We start from the raw sequence: 14,068 nt of genomic DNA, 5'->3' as shown, positions 1-14,068 counted from the left end.
CGAGGAGTTGGGGTCGCGAGGAGCGGCGGTCAGGGCAGCAGGGACGCCGTGAGCGTGTTGCCGGCGGTGCTCTCGACGAAACACTCCATCCGGCGGTCGCCGTTCTGCCAGCCGTCCTGCGTCGGGTAGACCGTGCGCTGCTTGAGGGTGCTCGTGTCCGCCGGCAGGGTCAGGTTGGCGTCCCGACACAGCTGCCCTGCTTCCGCCTCGAGGGCTTCGCGGCCGGGGTACTCGCCCTCCTTTGCCGCCCCGACGGCCACGAGCTGGGCCGAGTGCGGCTCGGTGCACGGCACCGTGCGGTTGTTCTGGACGGAAGGGTCGAAGTCGGCGAAGCAGTCGCCCTGGGCATAGGGCACGGCCGACGTCGCTGACGGGGAGCTGGGTCCGCCCATGCATGCCGAGAGGCCCCAGATGATGAGGGCCACGAGCGCGAGGGCCGCCGCGGCGGCGAGCGGGCGGTTCACCCGCTCGCCGCCGCGCCGCCGGCGCGTGGGCTTCCGCTTCCGCGCGAAGGCAGAGCCCGCGAAGGCAGAGGCAGGGGACCTCCGGGGCCGGGGCGGAATGTTCCGCGCGGGCGCCGCGTTCATCCTGTCGTAGCCGTCGGGGGTGCTCATGTGCGTCACTCACTTTCGGATCAATAACCGGCCGGGAGGGCGCGCCGCACGAATACGCAGTCGGCCGCGATTACATGTAGTCTAGACCTACGACAAATTGATCAATGACTCCGGGGCCTCGCGAGCCTGCCCTTCGCGACTACCTCCGGGACGAGGCAAAAGAGGGGGTCACGCCATGGGGCGCGGCCGTCAGAAGGCTAAGGCAACCAAGCAGGCTCGGGACATCAAGTACTACAGCCCGAGCACTGACTATGCGGCACTAGAGCGCGAACTGGGCGCCGGTGCCAGCCACTCATCCCACCGCTACGCGGACGACCCGGAGCCGGACTACTCCGACTACGAGGACAAGTACGCGGATCAGTTTGCCGACGAAGACGACGACGAGGATTCCCGCCGGATCGGCTGACCCCCTGGACGCGTTCGATCACCCCGCCGTTGCCGGGGCCCATGCTGCGGCCCTGCGCTCCATCGCGCGCGAGGTGACGGAGACCGTCGAACCCCAGCCGACCGCCGTCGCCCGCGACGGGATCCTGGGCATGCTCCGGGCAAGAAACGTCCTCGTCCTCACGGGGGCGGGCGTCTCCACGGCCTCGGGCATCCCGGACTACCGCGGCCCCGAGGGGTCGTGGCGGCGGCACCGGCCCATGACCTACCAGGAGTTCCGGCACGACCCCGCCGCGCGGCACCGCTACTGGGCGCGCAGCTTCGTCGGCTGGCGGCACATCGACCGCGCCGTCCCCAACCGGGCGCACCGCACGCTCGCGGCCCTCGAGGCCGCGGGGCACGTGGCCGGCGTCGTGACCCAGAACGTCGACGGGCTCCACGCCGCCGCGGGCACGCGCCAACTCGTCGCGCTGCACGGCGACCTCGACAGGGTCGTCTGCCTCAATTGCGGCAACCTCGAGGGGCGTTCCAACCTCGACGAGCGCCTCGCCCAGGCCAACCCCGGCTACCTCGAGGCGGCCGCGCTCGATCCGACCGCCGTCCGCCCCGACGGCGACGTGGACCTCTCCCGCGGCTGGGTCGACCGGTTCCGCATGGTGGGCTGCCTCGTGTGCGGGTCGGTCGAGCTCAAGCCGGACGTCGTCTACTTCGGCGAGGGAGTCCCCGCCGAGCGCAAGGAGCGGGCGACGGCGATGCTCGCCGCCGCGGCCGGCCTCCTCGTCCTCGGCTCGTCGCTCGCGGTCATGAGCGGGTACCGGTTCGTCCTCGACGCTGTGCACGACGGCAAGCCCGTGGGGATCATCAACCAGGGCCCGACCCGGGGAGACAACCGCGCCCGCTGGCGTTGGCGGGAGGACGTGGGCGAGGCGCTCGAGGACCTGGCGGAACGCCTCTAGGCCCGCGACGCCTCAGTGCTGGATGAGGGATTCAGCGGTCTGCCGCTCCACTCGTGGGTCGGCGTGCCGGTGAAGGATCTTCCACCCGTCTGCTTCGCGCCGGTACACGCACGTGACCCGGACCGCGACGTCGGTCGGGTCGTCCCGTCCGCCGACCTTGCTGCGGACGCGCTCGATTTCCACGGTGTAGGCCAGATCCTCTCCGGCAGACTTCGCGATCGTCTCGATGGATGTCACGTCTCCGTCCCGAAAGGACGACGCCGCCCGCTCGAGCTGCTCGTAAACGGCTGCCCTGCCATGCGCGACTCCACCGAACGGATTCGCCCAGGTGATGTCGTCGCCCCCAGACATGATCGCGTGGTAGCCGCTCGGGTCGCCGCGGACGATGGCGCCGAGCGCTGCCCTGGCCTGGACCAGCAGGTCATCGAACTCGGTGGCTCCCATCGGGGCATCGTCTCCTTCACGTGGATGCCCCCAGTGTGTCAGCGGCCGGAGCCCGTGCCCAGAGCTGCCGACAGGCGCAGAAGAGGCATTCCGGGTGCGCCGTTGCGCACCCGGAATGCCTTTCTGCGTGGGGTCAGGCGTAGGCGTTGACCAGGCGGACCGCGCCGCCGTCGACTCCCTTGGCGCCCTGGACGTAGTCGGGATTGCCCGAGTTGGCGGCAGCACCGGCGTCGTCCGCAGTGACCTGGCCCATGACCCACGAGGACACGCCCCGCTCGGCGAGGCGCGCCAGGGCCGCGTCGGCGGCGTCGGGGGCCACGATGGCGACCATGCCCACGCCGAGGTTGAGCGTGCGCTCGAGGTCCGCCTGCGGCACGCCGCCGAGCTCGGCGACGAGCTTGAACACCGCCGGCAGCTCCCACGTCGAGCGGTCCACGGTGGCAAGGAGGCCCTGCGGGAGCACGCGCGCGAGGTTCGCGGCGAGGCCGCCGCCGGTCACGTGCGAGAACCCGCGCAGCGCGAGGTCCTCGCCGCCGCCCGTCCCGTTGAGGGCCCGGACGAGGTCGAGGCAGTCCGCCGCGTAGACCCGGGTCGGCTCGAGGAGCTCCTCGCCGAGGGTGCGGCCGAGCTCGGAGACCTGCCGGTCGAGCTGCCATCCGGCGTGGTTGATGACCCGGCGCACGAGGGAGTAGCCGTTCGAGTGGATGCCCGAGGAGGCCATGGCGATGACGACGTCCCCCTCGCGCACGCGCTCGGGGCCGAGCAGTGCGTCGGCCTCGACGACGCCGGTCGCCGCGCCCGCGACGTCGTACTCGTGCTCGCCGAGCAGGCCCGGGTGCTCCGCAGTCTCGCCGCCCACGAGGGCGGTGCCGGCGACGGAGCAGGCCGCCGCGATGCCGCGCACGATGTCCGCGATCCGCTCGGGCACGACCTTGCCGCACGCGATGTAGTCGGTCATGTAGAGCGGCTCGGCTCCGACCACCACGATGTCGTCCACGACCATGCCCACGAGGTCGAAGCCGATCGTGTCGTGCACGTCCATGGCCTGCGCGATCGCGACCTTCGTGCCCACGCCGTCGGTCGACGTCGCGAGGTAGGGCTTGCGGTAGGTGAGCAGGCGGGAGACGTCGAAGAGCCCGGCGAAGCCGCCGACGCCGCCCACGACCGAGGCGTTGTGCGTCGCCTTGACGGCGTCCTTCATGAGCTCGACGGCGCGGTCCCCGGCTTCGACGTCGACACCAGCGTCAGCGTAGGTAATCGCCGGGTAGGTGATGCCGCCAGTGGGCTGGTCGGGGATCGGGGTGGTGCTCATACGGTCTCTTTCCTGTCGGCCTCGGTCAGCAGGGGTTCGAATTCGGAGTCGGGGCCGGGGTCGCAGCCGGTGGCCCCGGACTTCTCGGCGGGGTCCTCGGTCTCCGCGATGCTCGGGGTGGAGCTGCCGTTCGAGGTGGGAACGCCGCGCTCGAGGAGGTTCTTGCCGAGCTTGTCCGCGCTCGGCAGCTCGATCGGGTACTTGCCCGTGAAGCACGCGGTGCAGAGCCGCTCGCGCGGCTGCTGGGTCGCCGCGATCATGCCGTCCTCGGAGATGTAGCCGAGCGAGTCCGCGCCGATGGCCTGGGAGATCTCGTCGATCGTGGCCCCGTTGGCGATGAGCTCGGCGCGCGAGGCGAAGTCGATGCCGTAGAAGCACGGCCACTTCACGGGCGGCGAGGAGATCTTGACGTGGACCTCGCTGGCCCCGGCCTCGCGCAGCATCCGCACGATGGCCCGCTGGGTGTTGCCGCGCACGATCGAGTCGTCGACGACGACGACGCGCTTGCCGCGGATCACTGACTCGAGCGCGTTGAGCTTGAGCCGGATGCCGAGCTGGCGGAGGGTCTGCGAGGGCTGGATGAAGGTCCGGCCCACGTAGGAGTTCTTGACGAAGCCGTGCGCGAACGGGATGCCCGACTCCTCGGCGTAGCCGACGGCGGCCGGGGTGCCGGACTCGGGCACGGGGATGACGATGTCCGCCTCGTGGGTGTTCTCGCGGGCCAGCTGGCGGCCCATCTCGACGCGGGACTCGTACACCGAGCGGCCCGCGATGGCGGCGTCGGGGCGCGCGAGGTAGACGTACTCGAAGACGCAGCCCGCGGGCGTGGGCTTGCCGAAGTTCTGGGTGCGGACGCCGTTCTCGTCGATCGCGATGAACTCGCCGGGCTCGATCTCGCGGATGAAGCTCGCGCCGACGGTCGCGAGGGCGGACTGCTCGGAGGCGACGACCCAGCCGCGCTCGAGCCGGCCGAGGCACAGCGGGCGGATGCCGAAGGTGTCGCGCGCGGCGTAGAGGGTGCCCTCGTCCATGAACACGAAGCAGAACCCGCCGCGGATCTTCGGCAGGAGCGCCATCGCGGTCTCCTCGAGGGTCTGCCCCTTCTCGCCGGCCAGGAGCGCGGTCACAAGGGCCGTGTCCGAGGTGTTGCCCTGCTTCATCTCGCCTGTGAGCTGGCCGCCGGTCAGCTCCTCGATCATCGAGCGCAGCTCGGCGGTGTTCGTGAGGTTGCCGTTGTGGGCGAGGGCCACGGTCCCGTTCGCCGTGCCGCCGAGCGTGGGCTGGGCGTTGGCCCAGTGGCTCGCGCCGGTCGTGGAGTACCGGCAGTGGCCGACGGCGATGTGCCCCGTCAGGGTGTTGAGCGTGGACTCGTCGAAGACCTGGGAGACGAGGCCCATGTCCTTGTAGACGTTGATGCGGGTGCCGTCGCTCGTCGCGATGCCCGCGGACTCCTGCCCCCGGTGCTGCAGGGCGTAGAGGCCGTAGTAGGTGAGCTTGGCGACTTCTTCGCCGGGAGCCCAGACGCCGAAGACGCCGCAGGCGTCCTTGGGGCCTTTGTCGATGGGATCTAGATCAAGGGAGAGGAGTCCGTCGCCGCGTACCACTGGTCAATTGTCTCATGGCGAAAGGGCCGCTCCGCCCGCGTGTCGGGGCGGCTCCTAGCGCCGAGGGCCACTCGAGGCCCGGGGCATCAGGGTCGGCATGGCCCTGCGGATCTCGGGGGCCCGCCCGGGCTCGGTGATGAGCTCGATGGCCGTGCGCGCGATCTGCTCGAGAGGCACGTGCACCGACGTCAGCGGGATGGCGAGGCGGGCCGCGAGCGGGATGTCGTTGTAGCCCACGACGGCCAGGTCGTGGCCGATCGCGAGGCCCTGCCGCTCCGCGGCGGTGACGATCCCGAGGGCGAGGTTGTCGTTCGCCGCGAAGACCGCCGTCGGACGGTATCCGTCCGAGGAGAGGAGCTCCTCGCCCGCGGCCATGCCGTAGTCCATCCCGTAGCTGCCGGCCCGCACCCATTCCTCAGGGAGGGCGATGCCGGCCTCGTCGAGGGCGCGCTTCGCGCCTGCGAGGCGGCCGACGGCGGTCGACGTGAACTTCGGCCCCGTGACCACGGCGATGTCCCGGTGGCCGAGATCGACGAGGTGGCGCACCGCGAGGTACCCGCCGACCTCGTCGTCGCCCAGGGAAGAGGGGCTCACCCCATCCGTGCGCAGCACGAGGGTATGGGGCACGCGGCGCTCCCGCAGGAGCCGCGGGAGGCTGTCGTCCAGCCGGGCCGTGGCGAGGATCAGGCCGTCCACATTGCGGTTCAGGAGCGTCTCCGCGGCGCGGCGCTCGTCCTCGGGATCATCGCCGCTCGTGGCCACCATGGCGAAGTAGCCTCGCCCGGCAGCGGCCCGCTCGAGCTCCTCGAAGGTCAGCGCCATGACGGTGTCGCTCAGCCGCGGGACGAGGACGCCCAGCGTGCGCGTCTCCCCGCGCCGCAGGCTCGCCGCGAAGGTGTTCCGACGGTAGCCGAGCTCCTCGGCTACCTTCCGGACGTGCTGGGCGGTAGCGGAGCGCGATGTCGGATTCCGCTCGTCGAGGGCCCGGCTCGCGGTCGAGATGCTCACTCCGCTCGCTGCGGCGACGTCGCGCAGCGTGACAGTCACCTGCGGTGTCTCGCTCACATCTCCTCCTCGGGCCATCTCTCTCCCCACTCTAGATTCCCGCCGGCGGAAGTCGGGTCTTGACAGTGAGCTGGGCCACGATGCACCCTTGAAAACGTTCCCGCAAACGTTCCCACAATGGAACGTCCACGAGCAAGACAGAGGAGTCTTCACATGACGATCGATCTCCGCGGACTTGTCCCCGCGCCCGTGACGCCCTTCACCCGCGACGGAAGCGTCGACGTCGACGCCATTCACCGCCTCGGCGGATGGCTCGCGAGCGTCGACGGCGTCAAGGGCCTCGTGGTGCTCGGCCACGCCGGCGAGGGCACCTTCCTGACCCAGGCCGAGCAGGCCCTCGTCATCTCATCGTTCCGAGACGCCGTCGAGGACCGGCTGCCGATCATCGCCGGCATCACCGGCGAGGGGAACAAGGTCGCCGCCGAGGAGGCCCAGCGCGCCGTCGCCGCGGGCGCCGCCGCGGGCCTCGTCTACCCGTCCCACGGCTGGCTCCGCTTCGGCTACCAGAAGGGCGCGCCCCAGAGCCGCTACCGCGAGATCTTCGAGGCCAGCCGCCTGCCGCTCATCCTGTTCCAGTACCCCGATGCCACGAAGGCCACGTACGACCTCGAGACGCAGCTGGACATCGCGGGCCAGGAGGGCGTGTTCGCGACCAAGAACGGCGTCCGCAACATGAAGCGCTGGGACACCGAGATCCCCGTGCTCCGGGCGGCCTTCCCCGAGCTCCAGGTCCTCACGTGCCACGACGAGTACCTTCTCCACACGATGTTCGACGTCGACGGCGCCCTGGTCGGCTACGGCGGGCTCGCGCCCGAGCCCCTCGTCGAGCTCATCGCGGCGGGCAAGGCCAAGGACTACGCGGCGGCCCGCGCCATCCACGACCGCCTCCTGCCCGTGACGAAGAACGTCTACCACCGCGGCTCGCACATGGAAGGCACCGTCGCGCTCAAGGAGGGCCTCGTCGCGCGGGGCATCCTCGAGCACGCGACGGTCCGCACCCCGCTCCTGCCGCTCGCGCCCGGCGCCCACGAGGAGATCGCGCTCGCGCTCGCGTCGGCCAACCTCGGCAGCGTCACCGTCCCCGCCTGATCCCCTGCCCCGGGCCGGACGGCGGTCACGGCCGGCCCGGCAGCCGCACGACGGCGGGTGACCGCCCGCCGTCGTGCGCCTCCTCACACCCCACTCCCCACTGGTCAACGACGACCCACAGCGACCACGCTGTAGAAGGAGGCTCGCCATGAGCGAGAAGACCACCACACCGTCCCCGCCCGTCACCGAGGAGGCGCCCGTGCAGCCGTTGCAGAGCGGCGCCAGCACCGGCCGCCGGCGCCGCGGCATCCTGGGCTATCTGGCCCTCATGGGGCCGGCCTTCGTGGTCGGGGCCTGGCAGTTCGGCCCGGGCAACCTCACCACGGCAGTCCAGGCTGGAAGCCGGTACGACTACACGCTCCTGTGGGTCATCGGCGTCTCGACCCTGCTCATGATCGTCTACACCGACATGAGCGTGCGGCTCGGCATCGTCTCGCCCGTCTCCCTCATCACCTCCATCAAGGAGCACCTGGGCCGGTGGGTCGGTGCCGCAGCAGGGGTCGGCGTCTTCGGGATCACGCTCATGTTCTCGGTGGGGAACGCCGTCGGCTCGGGGCTCGGACTCTCGATGGTCTTCGGCGGATCCCCCGTTGTCTGGAGCGTCGTGTGCACCGTCGGGGTCGCGTTCGTCCTTGCCTTCCGGAATGTCTACGGGATCGTCGAGCGCGCGCTGCTCGTCATCGTCGCGCTCATGGCCGTTGCGTTCGTCGCGAGCGCCGTCGTCGCCCAGCCCGACTGGTACCGCGCCCTCGACGGCGCCATCCCGAGGCTGCCGGCCGGCAGCGAGATCCTCGTCGTCGCGCTCGTCGGCACCAACTTCTCGATCAACGCCGCGTTCTACACGGCCTACGGCGTCAAGGAGAATCGGCGCACCCGGGCCGACTACCGCGACGTCACGCTCGTGGACACGATCCCGGGCATCGTGGCCCCGGGGATCATGACCGGCCTCGTCATCGCCGTGGCGGCCTCGGTCCTCGGCCGCACGGGCGGCGAGGCTGGGACCATCACCGCCCTGGCCTCCGTGTTCGCCCCGCTGGCGGGACCCGTCGGGTCGACGCTCTTCGCGCTCGGCCTCTCCGGGGCGGCGTTCTCCTCGATGATCGCCAACGCGACCGCCGGCGGGACGATGCTCTCGGACGCGTTCGGGCATGGGGCACGGGCAGGCTCGGCGGCGGCACGCGTCGCCACCGCGATCATCCTCGCCTTCGGGCTCGCCATCACGCTCATGTTCCAGGCCTCGCCCGTGGGCCTGATCGTCATCGCGCAGTCGCTCACGGTGCTCATCGCCCCGCTGCTCGGCGTCCTGCTGTTCGTCATGGCCAACCGCGCCTCGCTCATGGGCGATCTGCGCAACCGGTGGTGGCACAACGTGCTTGCCGCCGTGGGGCTCGTCTCGATCGTGGCCACGAGCATCCGCCTCGTCACGGCCCTGCTCGGCTGAACGCGCGCTGGTGACCCCGCCCTCGGCGGGGTGTCAGCGCTAGGAGGTGGCGCCGTCGTCCTCGCTGCGGCCCGCCTCGCCGCCCTCCGCGCCGGAACCCGGCGCACCGGGGGCGCCACCGGCGCCGGTGGCGCCGGTGGCGCCGCGGCCGGGGGCCGCGGGCTCGTCGGCGGACTCCTCTTCGACCTCCTCGACCGTGGCGCGCTGGGCCCGGCGGAGGCTGATGCGGTCCAGGACGAGCGCGGTGATGGCGCCGAGCAGCACGCCCGCGGCCGCGAAGAGCACCATGAAGTAGCCGAACACCGACTCCTGCGTGTAGTCCTTCGGCGCGGGCGCCGCGAAGGAGACGAACGCCGCCGCGATGATGCCGAGGACGCCGCCGGCCACGATGAACGGGACGTACCGCGGGGCGCGGCGAACGGAGATCTGGCGCTGGGGAGTCATGGAACAAGCCTACCGAGCCTTCGTCAGTGGCAGGGACGCGGGAGTGCGGGGCCACGAAAGCGCCAAGTGCCGGGCACCCACGGGTGCCCGGCACTCGGTTGAGCAGACGGCGTCAGTGGCCGTGCGCGGCGTCCGGCGAGTCGACCTGGACCTCGTTGCCCTCCTTGTCCACGATCTTGCCGTTCTCGCAGCGGTCGCCGTCCTCGAGGCACTCGAGGACCTGGATCGGGATCATGCGGGTCGGGGCCGCGGCGAACACCGAGGGATCCTCGGGGGTCCCCCCCTTGAACACGTTGAAGACGAGGTTCAGCAGGATCGCCATGATCGCGGCCGAGGAGATCCCCGAGTCGAAGATGACCTGGAACCACGTCGGGAACGAGTGGTAGAACTCCTTGTTGATCACCGGGATCATGCCGAACGCGATGGACGTCGCGACGATGACCAGGTTCATGTTGTCCTTGTACTCGACCTTCGCGAGCGTGCGGATGCCCGACGCTGCGACCGTGCCGAAGAGGACGATGCCGGCGCCGCCGAGGACCGGCGCGGGGACTGCCGCGACGACGCGGCCGAGGACCGGCAGGAGGCCCAGGAGGACGAGCACCGCGCCGCCGGCGGCCACCGCGAAGCGGCTCTTGATGCCCGTGACCGCCACGAGGCCGACGTTCTGGGCGAACGCGCTCTGCGTGAACGAGTTGAACACCGGGGCCACCGCGGAGGAGAGCATGTCGGCGCGCAGGCCGTTGGCAATGCGCTTCGAGTCGACCTTCGTCCCGGCGATCTCGCCGACCGCGATGATGTCCGCCGTCGTCTCCGTGAGGATGACGAGGACGACGATGAGCATCGAGATGACCGCGGCGGGCTCGAACGTGGGCAGGCCGAACGCGAACGGCTGGGGGAGCGCGGCGATCGCGCCCTGGCCCACCTTGGAGAAGTCGGCCATGCCGACGACGGCGGCGAAGCCCGTCGCGACGATCATCGCCAGCAGGATCGACAGCCGCGAGACGAGCGCGTTGCCGAGCTTGCTCAGGAGCATGATGACCGCGAGCGTGAGGGCCGCGAGGCCGATGTTCTCGACGCTGCCGTAGTTCGGCGCCGAGGCGTTGCCGCCGAGGGCCCAGTTCGCGGCGACCGGCGTGAGCGAGAGGCCGATCGAGGTGATGACCACGCCCGTGACGACCGGCGGGAAGAAGTGGATGATCTTCGCGAAGAACGGGGCGATGACCAGGCCGATCGCGGACGCGGCCATGACCGCGCCGAACACGGCCGGCAGGCCCCCGCCGCCGCTCACGATCGCGAGCATCGTCGCGACCGAGGCGAAGGACGTGCCCTGGACCAGCGGGAGCTGCGAGCCGAACCACCTGACGCCGAGCGTCTGCAGGAGGGTCGCGAGGCCGCCGATGAAGAGGCAGGACGTGATCAGCAGCGCGATGTCCTGGCCGCCGAGCCCCGCGGCCGTGCCGACGATGAGCGGCGGCGCGATGATCCCGCCGTACATCGTCAGGACGTGCTGGAAGCCGTAGGCGAAGGCCGAGCCGATCGGCAGCCTCTGGTCTTCGGGGCGGGCCGCCTCGGCGTGCATGGTGCCGGGGGCGGGCGCAGGGTGTCGGGACATAGCGGACCTCCTTGTCAGCTGTGAAATTCCGAGTGCGCAACTGGGGGTGGGTGTGGCCGTGGGCGTCCCGGCGCAGGGAGGGCTGGGACGCCCACGGCAGTCTGGTTGCCTGGTCAGGGCATGCGGGAGGAGGACGACGGCGGCCGGAGTTCACCGCCGTCGTCCTCGCTTCCCGTGCGGGGCTGGGACCGCAGGCTCAGCAGAAGCCGGCGATGCCCTCCCACGCGTTCCCCGCGTCCGAGATGGACTCGCGCTGGAACGTGGCCTCGATGAGGCCGTACGGGCGATCCGCCGCGTAGAAGACCTCGTTCGGGTTGTCGAGGCCGAACGGGGTGAGGTCGACGACGAAGTGGTGGTTGTTCGGCGTCGAGAAGCGGATCTCGTCGATCTCGGGATGCGCGTCGAGGACCTTCTGGGCCATCTGGTAGAGCGTCTGCTGCAGCGCGTACGAGTACTCCTCGGCGAAGCCCTCGAGCAGGAGCGCCTTGACGTCGTCGTACGCCTTGTTGAAGTCCACGGTGCCCGCGGCGATCGCGTCGGTGCTGTAGCGCCAGCGCGCGGTGACGTCGGTGGCCAGGATGCGGTCCGTCGTCTCCTGCAGCGTGGTGAAGCGGTCCTTCGGGTAGCCGACGAAGCCGGACTGGGTGGACTTGAGGACTGTGAGGTCGTTCAGGCCCGAGATGACCTGGATCGTGTCGCCGTCCTTCGTCACGACGGCGTTGCGCACCTCCTGGCCCTTGCGGACGAACGAGTGGTCGTGGCCCCGGCCGCCGTCGCCGCGCGTCGCGATCCGCTCCCACGCGTACTGCTCCGCCTCCCAGCGCCCGCCCGTGACCCACTCGAACTCGCCCGTGAAGTGGTTCGCGAGGCGGATGAGGAACTCCTCGGGGGAGCCGATGCCGTCGCGGGCGAAGCCGTAGACGGTGTTCTTCTGGGTGTCGGTGGCCACGACGTGGGCGTTGTCACCGTCGAAGTGCGCCGCGGCGAAGTCGCCGCGCAGCTGGGACGTGACGTTGAGGTCCTCGATCTCGTGGCGGTCGGTGTCGCGGGTGATCTTCACGACGCGGACCTCGGCCTTGCCGTACTGGTTCGGGCCCAGGACGATCTTGGCGTGCTCTGACATTTCTCTAACTCCCTCGATACGTAGAAAAGGCGAAAGGACTCAGCAGGAGCGGCACGTGGTAGTGCGCCTCCGCAGCGTCGACCGTGAAGGTCAGCGATACCTCCGGGAAGAAGGTGTCCTGCCCGATGCCGGCGAAGTACGTCCCCGTGGCGAAGGTCAGGCGGTAGTCGCCGCTTTCCAGTCGTTCGGGGCCGAGGTCTTTCACCCGCCCGTCCGCATCGGTGGTGCCCGTTCCAATCTGGGACCATGCCTCGCCGTCGCGGGCGTAGAGTTCGACGGCGACACCTGCGGCCGGCTTCCCGGCCGCGGTATCCAGAATGTGGGTGGTCACATGGGAGACGCTCATACGCTCAGGCTCCTCTCGAGCAGGCTCTGCTCCAAGCGCAGGAGCGCGATCTCGCGCAGCTGCTCGGCGACGATCGGCTCCTCCTGCTCGGGCGTGTGCCCGAGCCGCTCCCTGAGCGCCTCGAGCATCTCGCCGGCGCTGCGTCCGGCGGCCCGGATCAGGAAGACGCGTCCGAACTTCTTCTCGTAGTCGCGGTTGCCCTCGGCCAGTGCCGTGATGGTCGCCTGGTCCTGCTGGTCGACACCGGCCTGCTCGCTGCGGGACATGCCCGCCTCGGTGCTCTTGCCGGCCGCCCGCTCGCCGATGCGCGGGTGGTGCGCGAGGGCACCCTCGATCTCCTCGGGGGAGAGGGGATCGGCCGCTGTGCGGGCTCGCTCGAGGAGGTCCTCGAGCGAGGCGAAGGGGCGTGCTTGGGCGATCTCGTCGACCCAGCGGTCGACATCCAGACAGGGGCGGAGGATCTTCTTGGCGTCCTCGGCCGGGGCATTGTTGAACTGTTCAAGCAACATGGCTTGACTATTCCTCAATACTCGAATGCTGGCATCCACGGTGACGGCTATACGGAACATCGGTTGCTGGACCGTCGAGGACGAGAATCCAGGTTCCGTATCGTGGAACTGTTATTTCAGCATGTGCAAGTATTCTGGCTCACATCTGGTGTGACTGTCAACACGTGAGCGTGTTTGGGATACAGGATTTTGACGAGATGGGGGCCTGGACCGCCGAGATGGGGGCGCGGACCGCCGAAATGGGGACCTGGACCGCCGAGAAGGGGTGGTAGGACGCCGAGATGGGCACGATACCGAGCAGCCCCCGAGCCGAGATCGAGCTGAACGTCGCTGTCGAGTGCTGGGCTTCTGTCAGTGATGAGCCTTCTCGACATCCGCGGCCCTCGACCACAACAGCTGCCCTTCCCCGCATGTGCGGCCCTGGCCGGGGCAGCCGATGCGGCTTAGGGCAGCTGTTGCTCCAGGAATTCAGCCTTCCGAAAGTCAAAAGGTATCCGCGGCGCAAGGGACGAGTCTCATCTGTGGCATCGATCTCGCGGTCACAATGACCCCCATTTCGGCGTGCGGGGAAGGCGGCGCCAGACGCGGCGAGGGCCCCGAACTTAGAGTCCGGGGCCCTCGCGGGGGTTCAGGGGAGGTTCAGAGGCCCAGCCGGGTGCGCAGCGCGGCGACGTGGCCCTGGGCCTGGACGCCGTACTCGATCGACTCGATCTCGCCCTCGGGGGAGACGACGGCGGTCGAGCGCAGGATGCCCTCGACGACCTCGCCGCCCACGATCTTCTCGCCCCACGCGCCCCACTCCCGGGCGACGGCAGCGCCGTCGTCCGCCAGCAGCGGGAAGGTGAGGGCGAACTCGTCGGCGAACGCGGCGATCGCCTCAGGGCCGTCGGGGGAGATGCCCACGACGCTCACGCCGGCGGCGTTGAGCGCGTCGAGGCTGTCGCGGAAGTCGCAGGCCTCGGTCGTGCAGCCGGGGGTCGATGCCTTCGGGTAGAAGTACACGACCACGCGGCGGCCCCGGTAGCCCTCGAGCGAGACCTCGCGGCCGGCGGCGTCGGGAAGGGTGAAGCCGGGGGCCTGCTGGCCCGCGGTGAGCTTCGTCGTGACGGTCAAAGTTCCTCCTGC

15 protein-coding genes are annotated in these 14,068 nt (G+C 70.2%); 4 read left to right on the top strand and 11 right to left on the bottom strand.

The features are described 5' to 3' along the window. Window positions 1-29: 29 nt before the first annotated feature. Entirely contained in the window at window positions 30-614 is a 585-nt protein-coding gene (locus ACUYMY_RS15215; RefSeq protein WP_481704365.1) for a septum formation family protein, read from the bottom strand. 175 nt (window positions 615-789) lie between these two features. On the opposite strand from ACUYMY_RS15215, the gene ACUYMY_RS15210 reads away from it, so the two are divergent. Together ACUYMY_RS15210 and ACUYMY_RS15205 are read left to right on the top strand one after the other, a co-directional pair. After that, entirely contained in the window at window positions 790-1,020 is a 231-nt protein-coding gene (locus ACUYMY_RS15210) for a DUF3073 domain-containing protein (RefSeq protein ID WP_077488951.1), read from the top strand. A gap of 4 nt (window positions 1,021-1,024) precedes the next feature. After that, complete coding sequence (locus ACUYMY_RS15205) at window positions 1,025-1,954, top strand: NAD-dependent protein deacetylase (protein ID WP_481705075.1); 930 nt, start codon at window positions 1,025-1,027, stop codon at window positions 1,952-1,954. A gap of 12 nt (window positions 1,955-1,966) precedes the next feature. On the opposite strand, the gene ACUYMY_RS15200 is transcribed toward ACUYMY_RS15205, so the two are convergent. From ACUYMY_RS15200 to ACUYMY_RS15185, 4 genes are all read right to left on the bottom strand, one after another. Further along, on the bottom strand, window positions 1,967-2,398 hold the full coding sequence (locus ACUYMY_RS15200; protein WP_481704364.1) for a YybH family protein: 432 nt from the start codon (window positions 2,396-2,398) through the stop codon (window positions 1,967-1,969). Window positions 2,399-2,531: 133 nt separating this feature from the next. After that, window positions 2,532-3,710 carry a phosphoribosylformylglycinamidine cyclo-ligase gene (gene purM / locus ACUYMY_RS15195; protein ID WP_481704363.1) on the bottom strand — a complete coding sequence of 393 codons (1,179 nt, stop codon included), beginning with the start codon at window positions 3,708-3,710 and terminating at the stop codon, window positions 2,532-2,534. Further along, a complete protein-coding gene (gene purF / locus ACUYMY_RS15190; RefSeq protein ID WP_481704362.1) occupies window positions 3,707-5,314 on the bottom strand; it encodes an amidophosphoribosyltransferase in 1,608 nt (535 codons plus the stop codon). Before purF ends, purM begins: the two co-directional genes overlap by 4 nt. Before the next feature lie 54 nt (window positions 5,315-5,368). Then, window positions 5,369-6,379 carry a LacI family DNA-binding transcriptional regulator gene (locus ACUYMY_RS15185; RefSeq protein ID WP_481704361.1) on the bottom strand — a complete coding sequence of 337 codons (1,011 nt, stop codon included), beginning with the start codon at window positions 6,377-6,379 and terminating at the stop codon, window positions 5,369-5,371. Between the two features lie 153 nt (window positions 6,380-6,532). On the opposite strand from ACUYMY_RS15185, the gene ACUYMY_RS15180 reads away from it, so the two are divergent. Then, complete coding sequence (locus ACUYMY_RS15180; protein WP_481704360.1) at window positions 6,533-7,468, top strand: dihydrodipicolinate synthase family protein; 936 nt, start codon at window positions 6,533-6,535, stop codon at window positions 7,466-7,468. Between the two features lie 148 nt (window positions 7,469-7,616). Next, window positions 7,617-8,909 (top strand): Nramp family divalent metal transporter, encoded by a 1,293-nt coding sequence (locus ACUYMY_RS15175; protein ID WP_481704359.1) that lies wholly within the window; start codon window positions 7,617-7,619, stop codon window positions 8,907-8,909. Between the two features lie 39 nt (window positions 8,910-8,948). On the opposite strand, the gene ACUYMY_RS15170 is transcribed toward ACUYMY_RS15175, so the two are convergent. The 6 genes from ACUYMY_RS15170 to bcp form a co-directional block, all read right to left on the bottom strand. Continuing rightward, window positions 8,949-9,353, bottom strand: coding sequence for a hypothetical protein (locus tag ACUYMY_RS15170; protein WP_481704358.1), 405 nt, complete (start codon window positions 9,351-9,353; stop codon window positions 8,949-8,951). Between the two features lie 112 nt (window positions 9,354-9,465). Beyond that, window positions 9,466-10,965: a nucleobase:cation symporter-2 family protein gene (locus ACUYMY_RS15165; RefSeq protein WP_481704357.1), complete on the bottom strand. Its 1,500-nt coding sequence runs from the start codon at window positions 10,963-10,965 to the stop codon at window positions 9,466-9,468. A 196-nt stretch (window positions 10,966-11,161) separates the two neighbouring features. Next, window positions 11,162-12,088 (bottom strand): factor-independent urate hydroxylase, encoded by a 927-nt coding sequence (pucL, locus tag ACUYMY_RS15160; RefSeq protein WP_481704356.1) that lies wholly within the window; start codon window positions 12,086-12,088, stop codon window positions 11,162-11,164. A 4-nt stretch (window positions 12,089-12,092) separates the two neighbouring features. Then, window positions 12,093-12,434, bottom strand: coding sequence for a hydroxyisourate hydrolase (gene uraH, locus ACUYMY_RS15155; protein WP_481704355.1), 342 nt, complete (start codon window positions 12,432-12,434; stop codon window positions 12,093-12,095). Continuing rightward, on the bottom strand, window positions 12,431-12,943 hold the full coding sequence (gene uraD / locus ACUYMY_RS15150) for a 2-oxo-4-hydroxy-4-carboxy-5-ureidoimidazoline decarboxylase (protein WP_481704354.1): 513 nt from the start codon (window positions 12,941-12,943) through the stop codon (window positions 12,431-12,433). The genes uraH and uraD overlap by 4 nt, the downstream gene beginning before the upstream one ends. Window positions 12,944-13,582: 639 nt before the next feature. After that, window positions 13,583-14,056, bottom strand: coding sequence for a thioredoxin-dependent thiol peroxidase (bcp, locus tag ACUYMY_RS15145; RefSeq protein ID WP_481704353.1), 474 nt, complete (start codon window positions 14,054-14,056; stop codon window positions 13,583-13,585). Window positions 14,057-14,068: the final 12 nt, after the last annotated feature.

The organism is Sinomonas sp. T428B (assembly GCF_056780155.1).
Note: the sequence above shows the minus strand (reverse complement) of the source record. Positions and strands in the feature narration are given on the sequence as shown.

What these genes read in the sequence shown, in the direction of transcription:
- ACUYMY_RS15215 (WP_481704365.1), bottom strand. Translation starts at nt 614, where the DNA reads ATGAGCACCCCCGACGGCTACGACAGGATGAACGCGGCGCCCGCGCGG.
- ACUYMY_RS15210 (WP_077488951.1), top strand. Translation starts at nt 790, where the DNA reads ATGGGGCGCGGCCGTCAGAAGGCTAAGGCAACCAAGCAGGCTCGGGAC.
- ACUYMY_RS15200 (WP_481704364.1), bottom strand. Translation starts at nt 2,398, where the DNA reads ATGGGAGCCACCGAGTTCGATGACCTGCTGGTCCAGGCCAGGGCAGCG.
- purM (WP_481704363.1), bottom strand. Translation starts at nt 3,710, where the DNA reads ATGAGCACCACCCCGATCCCCGACCAGCCCACTGGCGGCATCACCTAC.
- ACUYMY_RS15180 (WP_481704360.1), top strand. Translation starts at nt 6,533, where the DNA reads ATGACGATCGATCTCCGCGGACTTGTCCCCGCGCCCGTGACGCCCTTC.
- ACUYMY_RS15175 (WP_481704359.1), top strand. Translation starts at nt 7,617, where the DNA reads ATGAGCGAGAAGACCACCACACCGTCCCCGCCCGTCACCGAGGAGGCG.
- ACUYMY_RS15170 (WP_481704358.1), bottom strand. Translation starts at nt 9,353, where the DNA reads ATGACTCCCCAGCGCCAGATCTCCGTTCGCCGCGCCCCGCGGTACGTC.
- ACUYMY_RS15165 (WP_481704357.1), bottom strand. Translation starts at nt 10,965, where the DNA reads ATGTCCCGACACCCTGCGCCCGCCCCCGGCACCATGCACGCCGAGGCG.
- pucL (WP_481704356.1), bottom strand. Translation starts at nt 12,088, where the DNA reads ATGTCAGAGCACGCCAAGATCGTCCTGGGCCCGAACCAGTACGGCAAG.
- uraH (WP_481704355.1), bottom strand. Translation starts at nt 12,434, where the DNA reads ATGAGCGTCTCCCATGTGACCACCCACATTCTGGATACCGCGGCCGGG.
- uraD (WP_481704354.1), bottom strand. Translation starts at nt 12,943, where the DNA reads ATGTTGCTTGAACAGTTCAACAATGCCCCGGCCGAGGACGCCAAGAAG.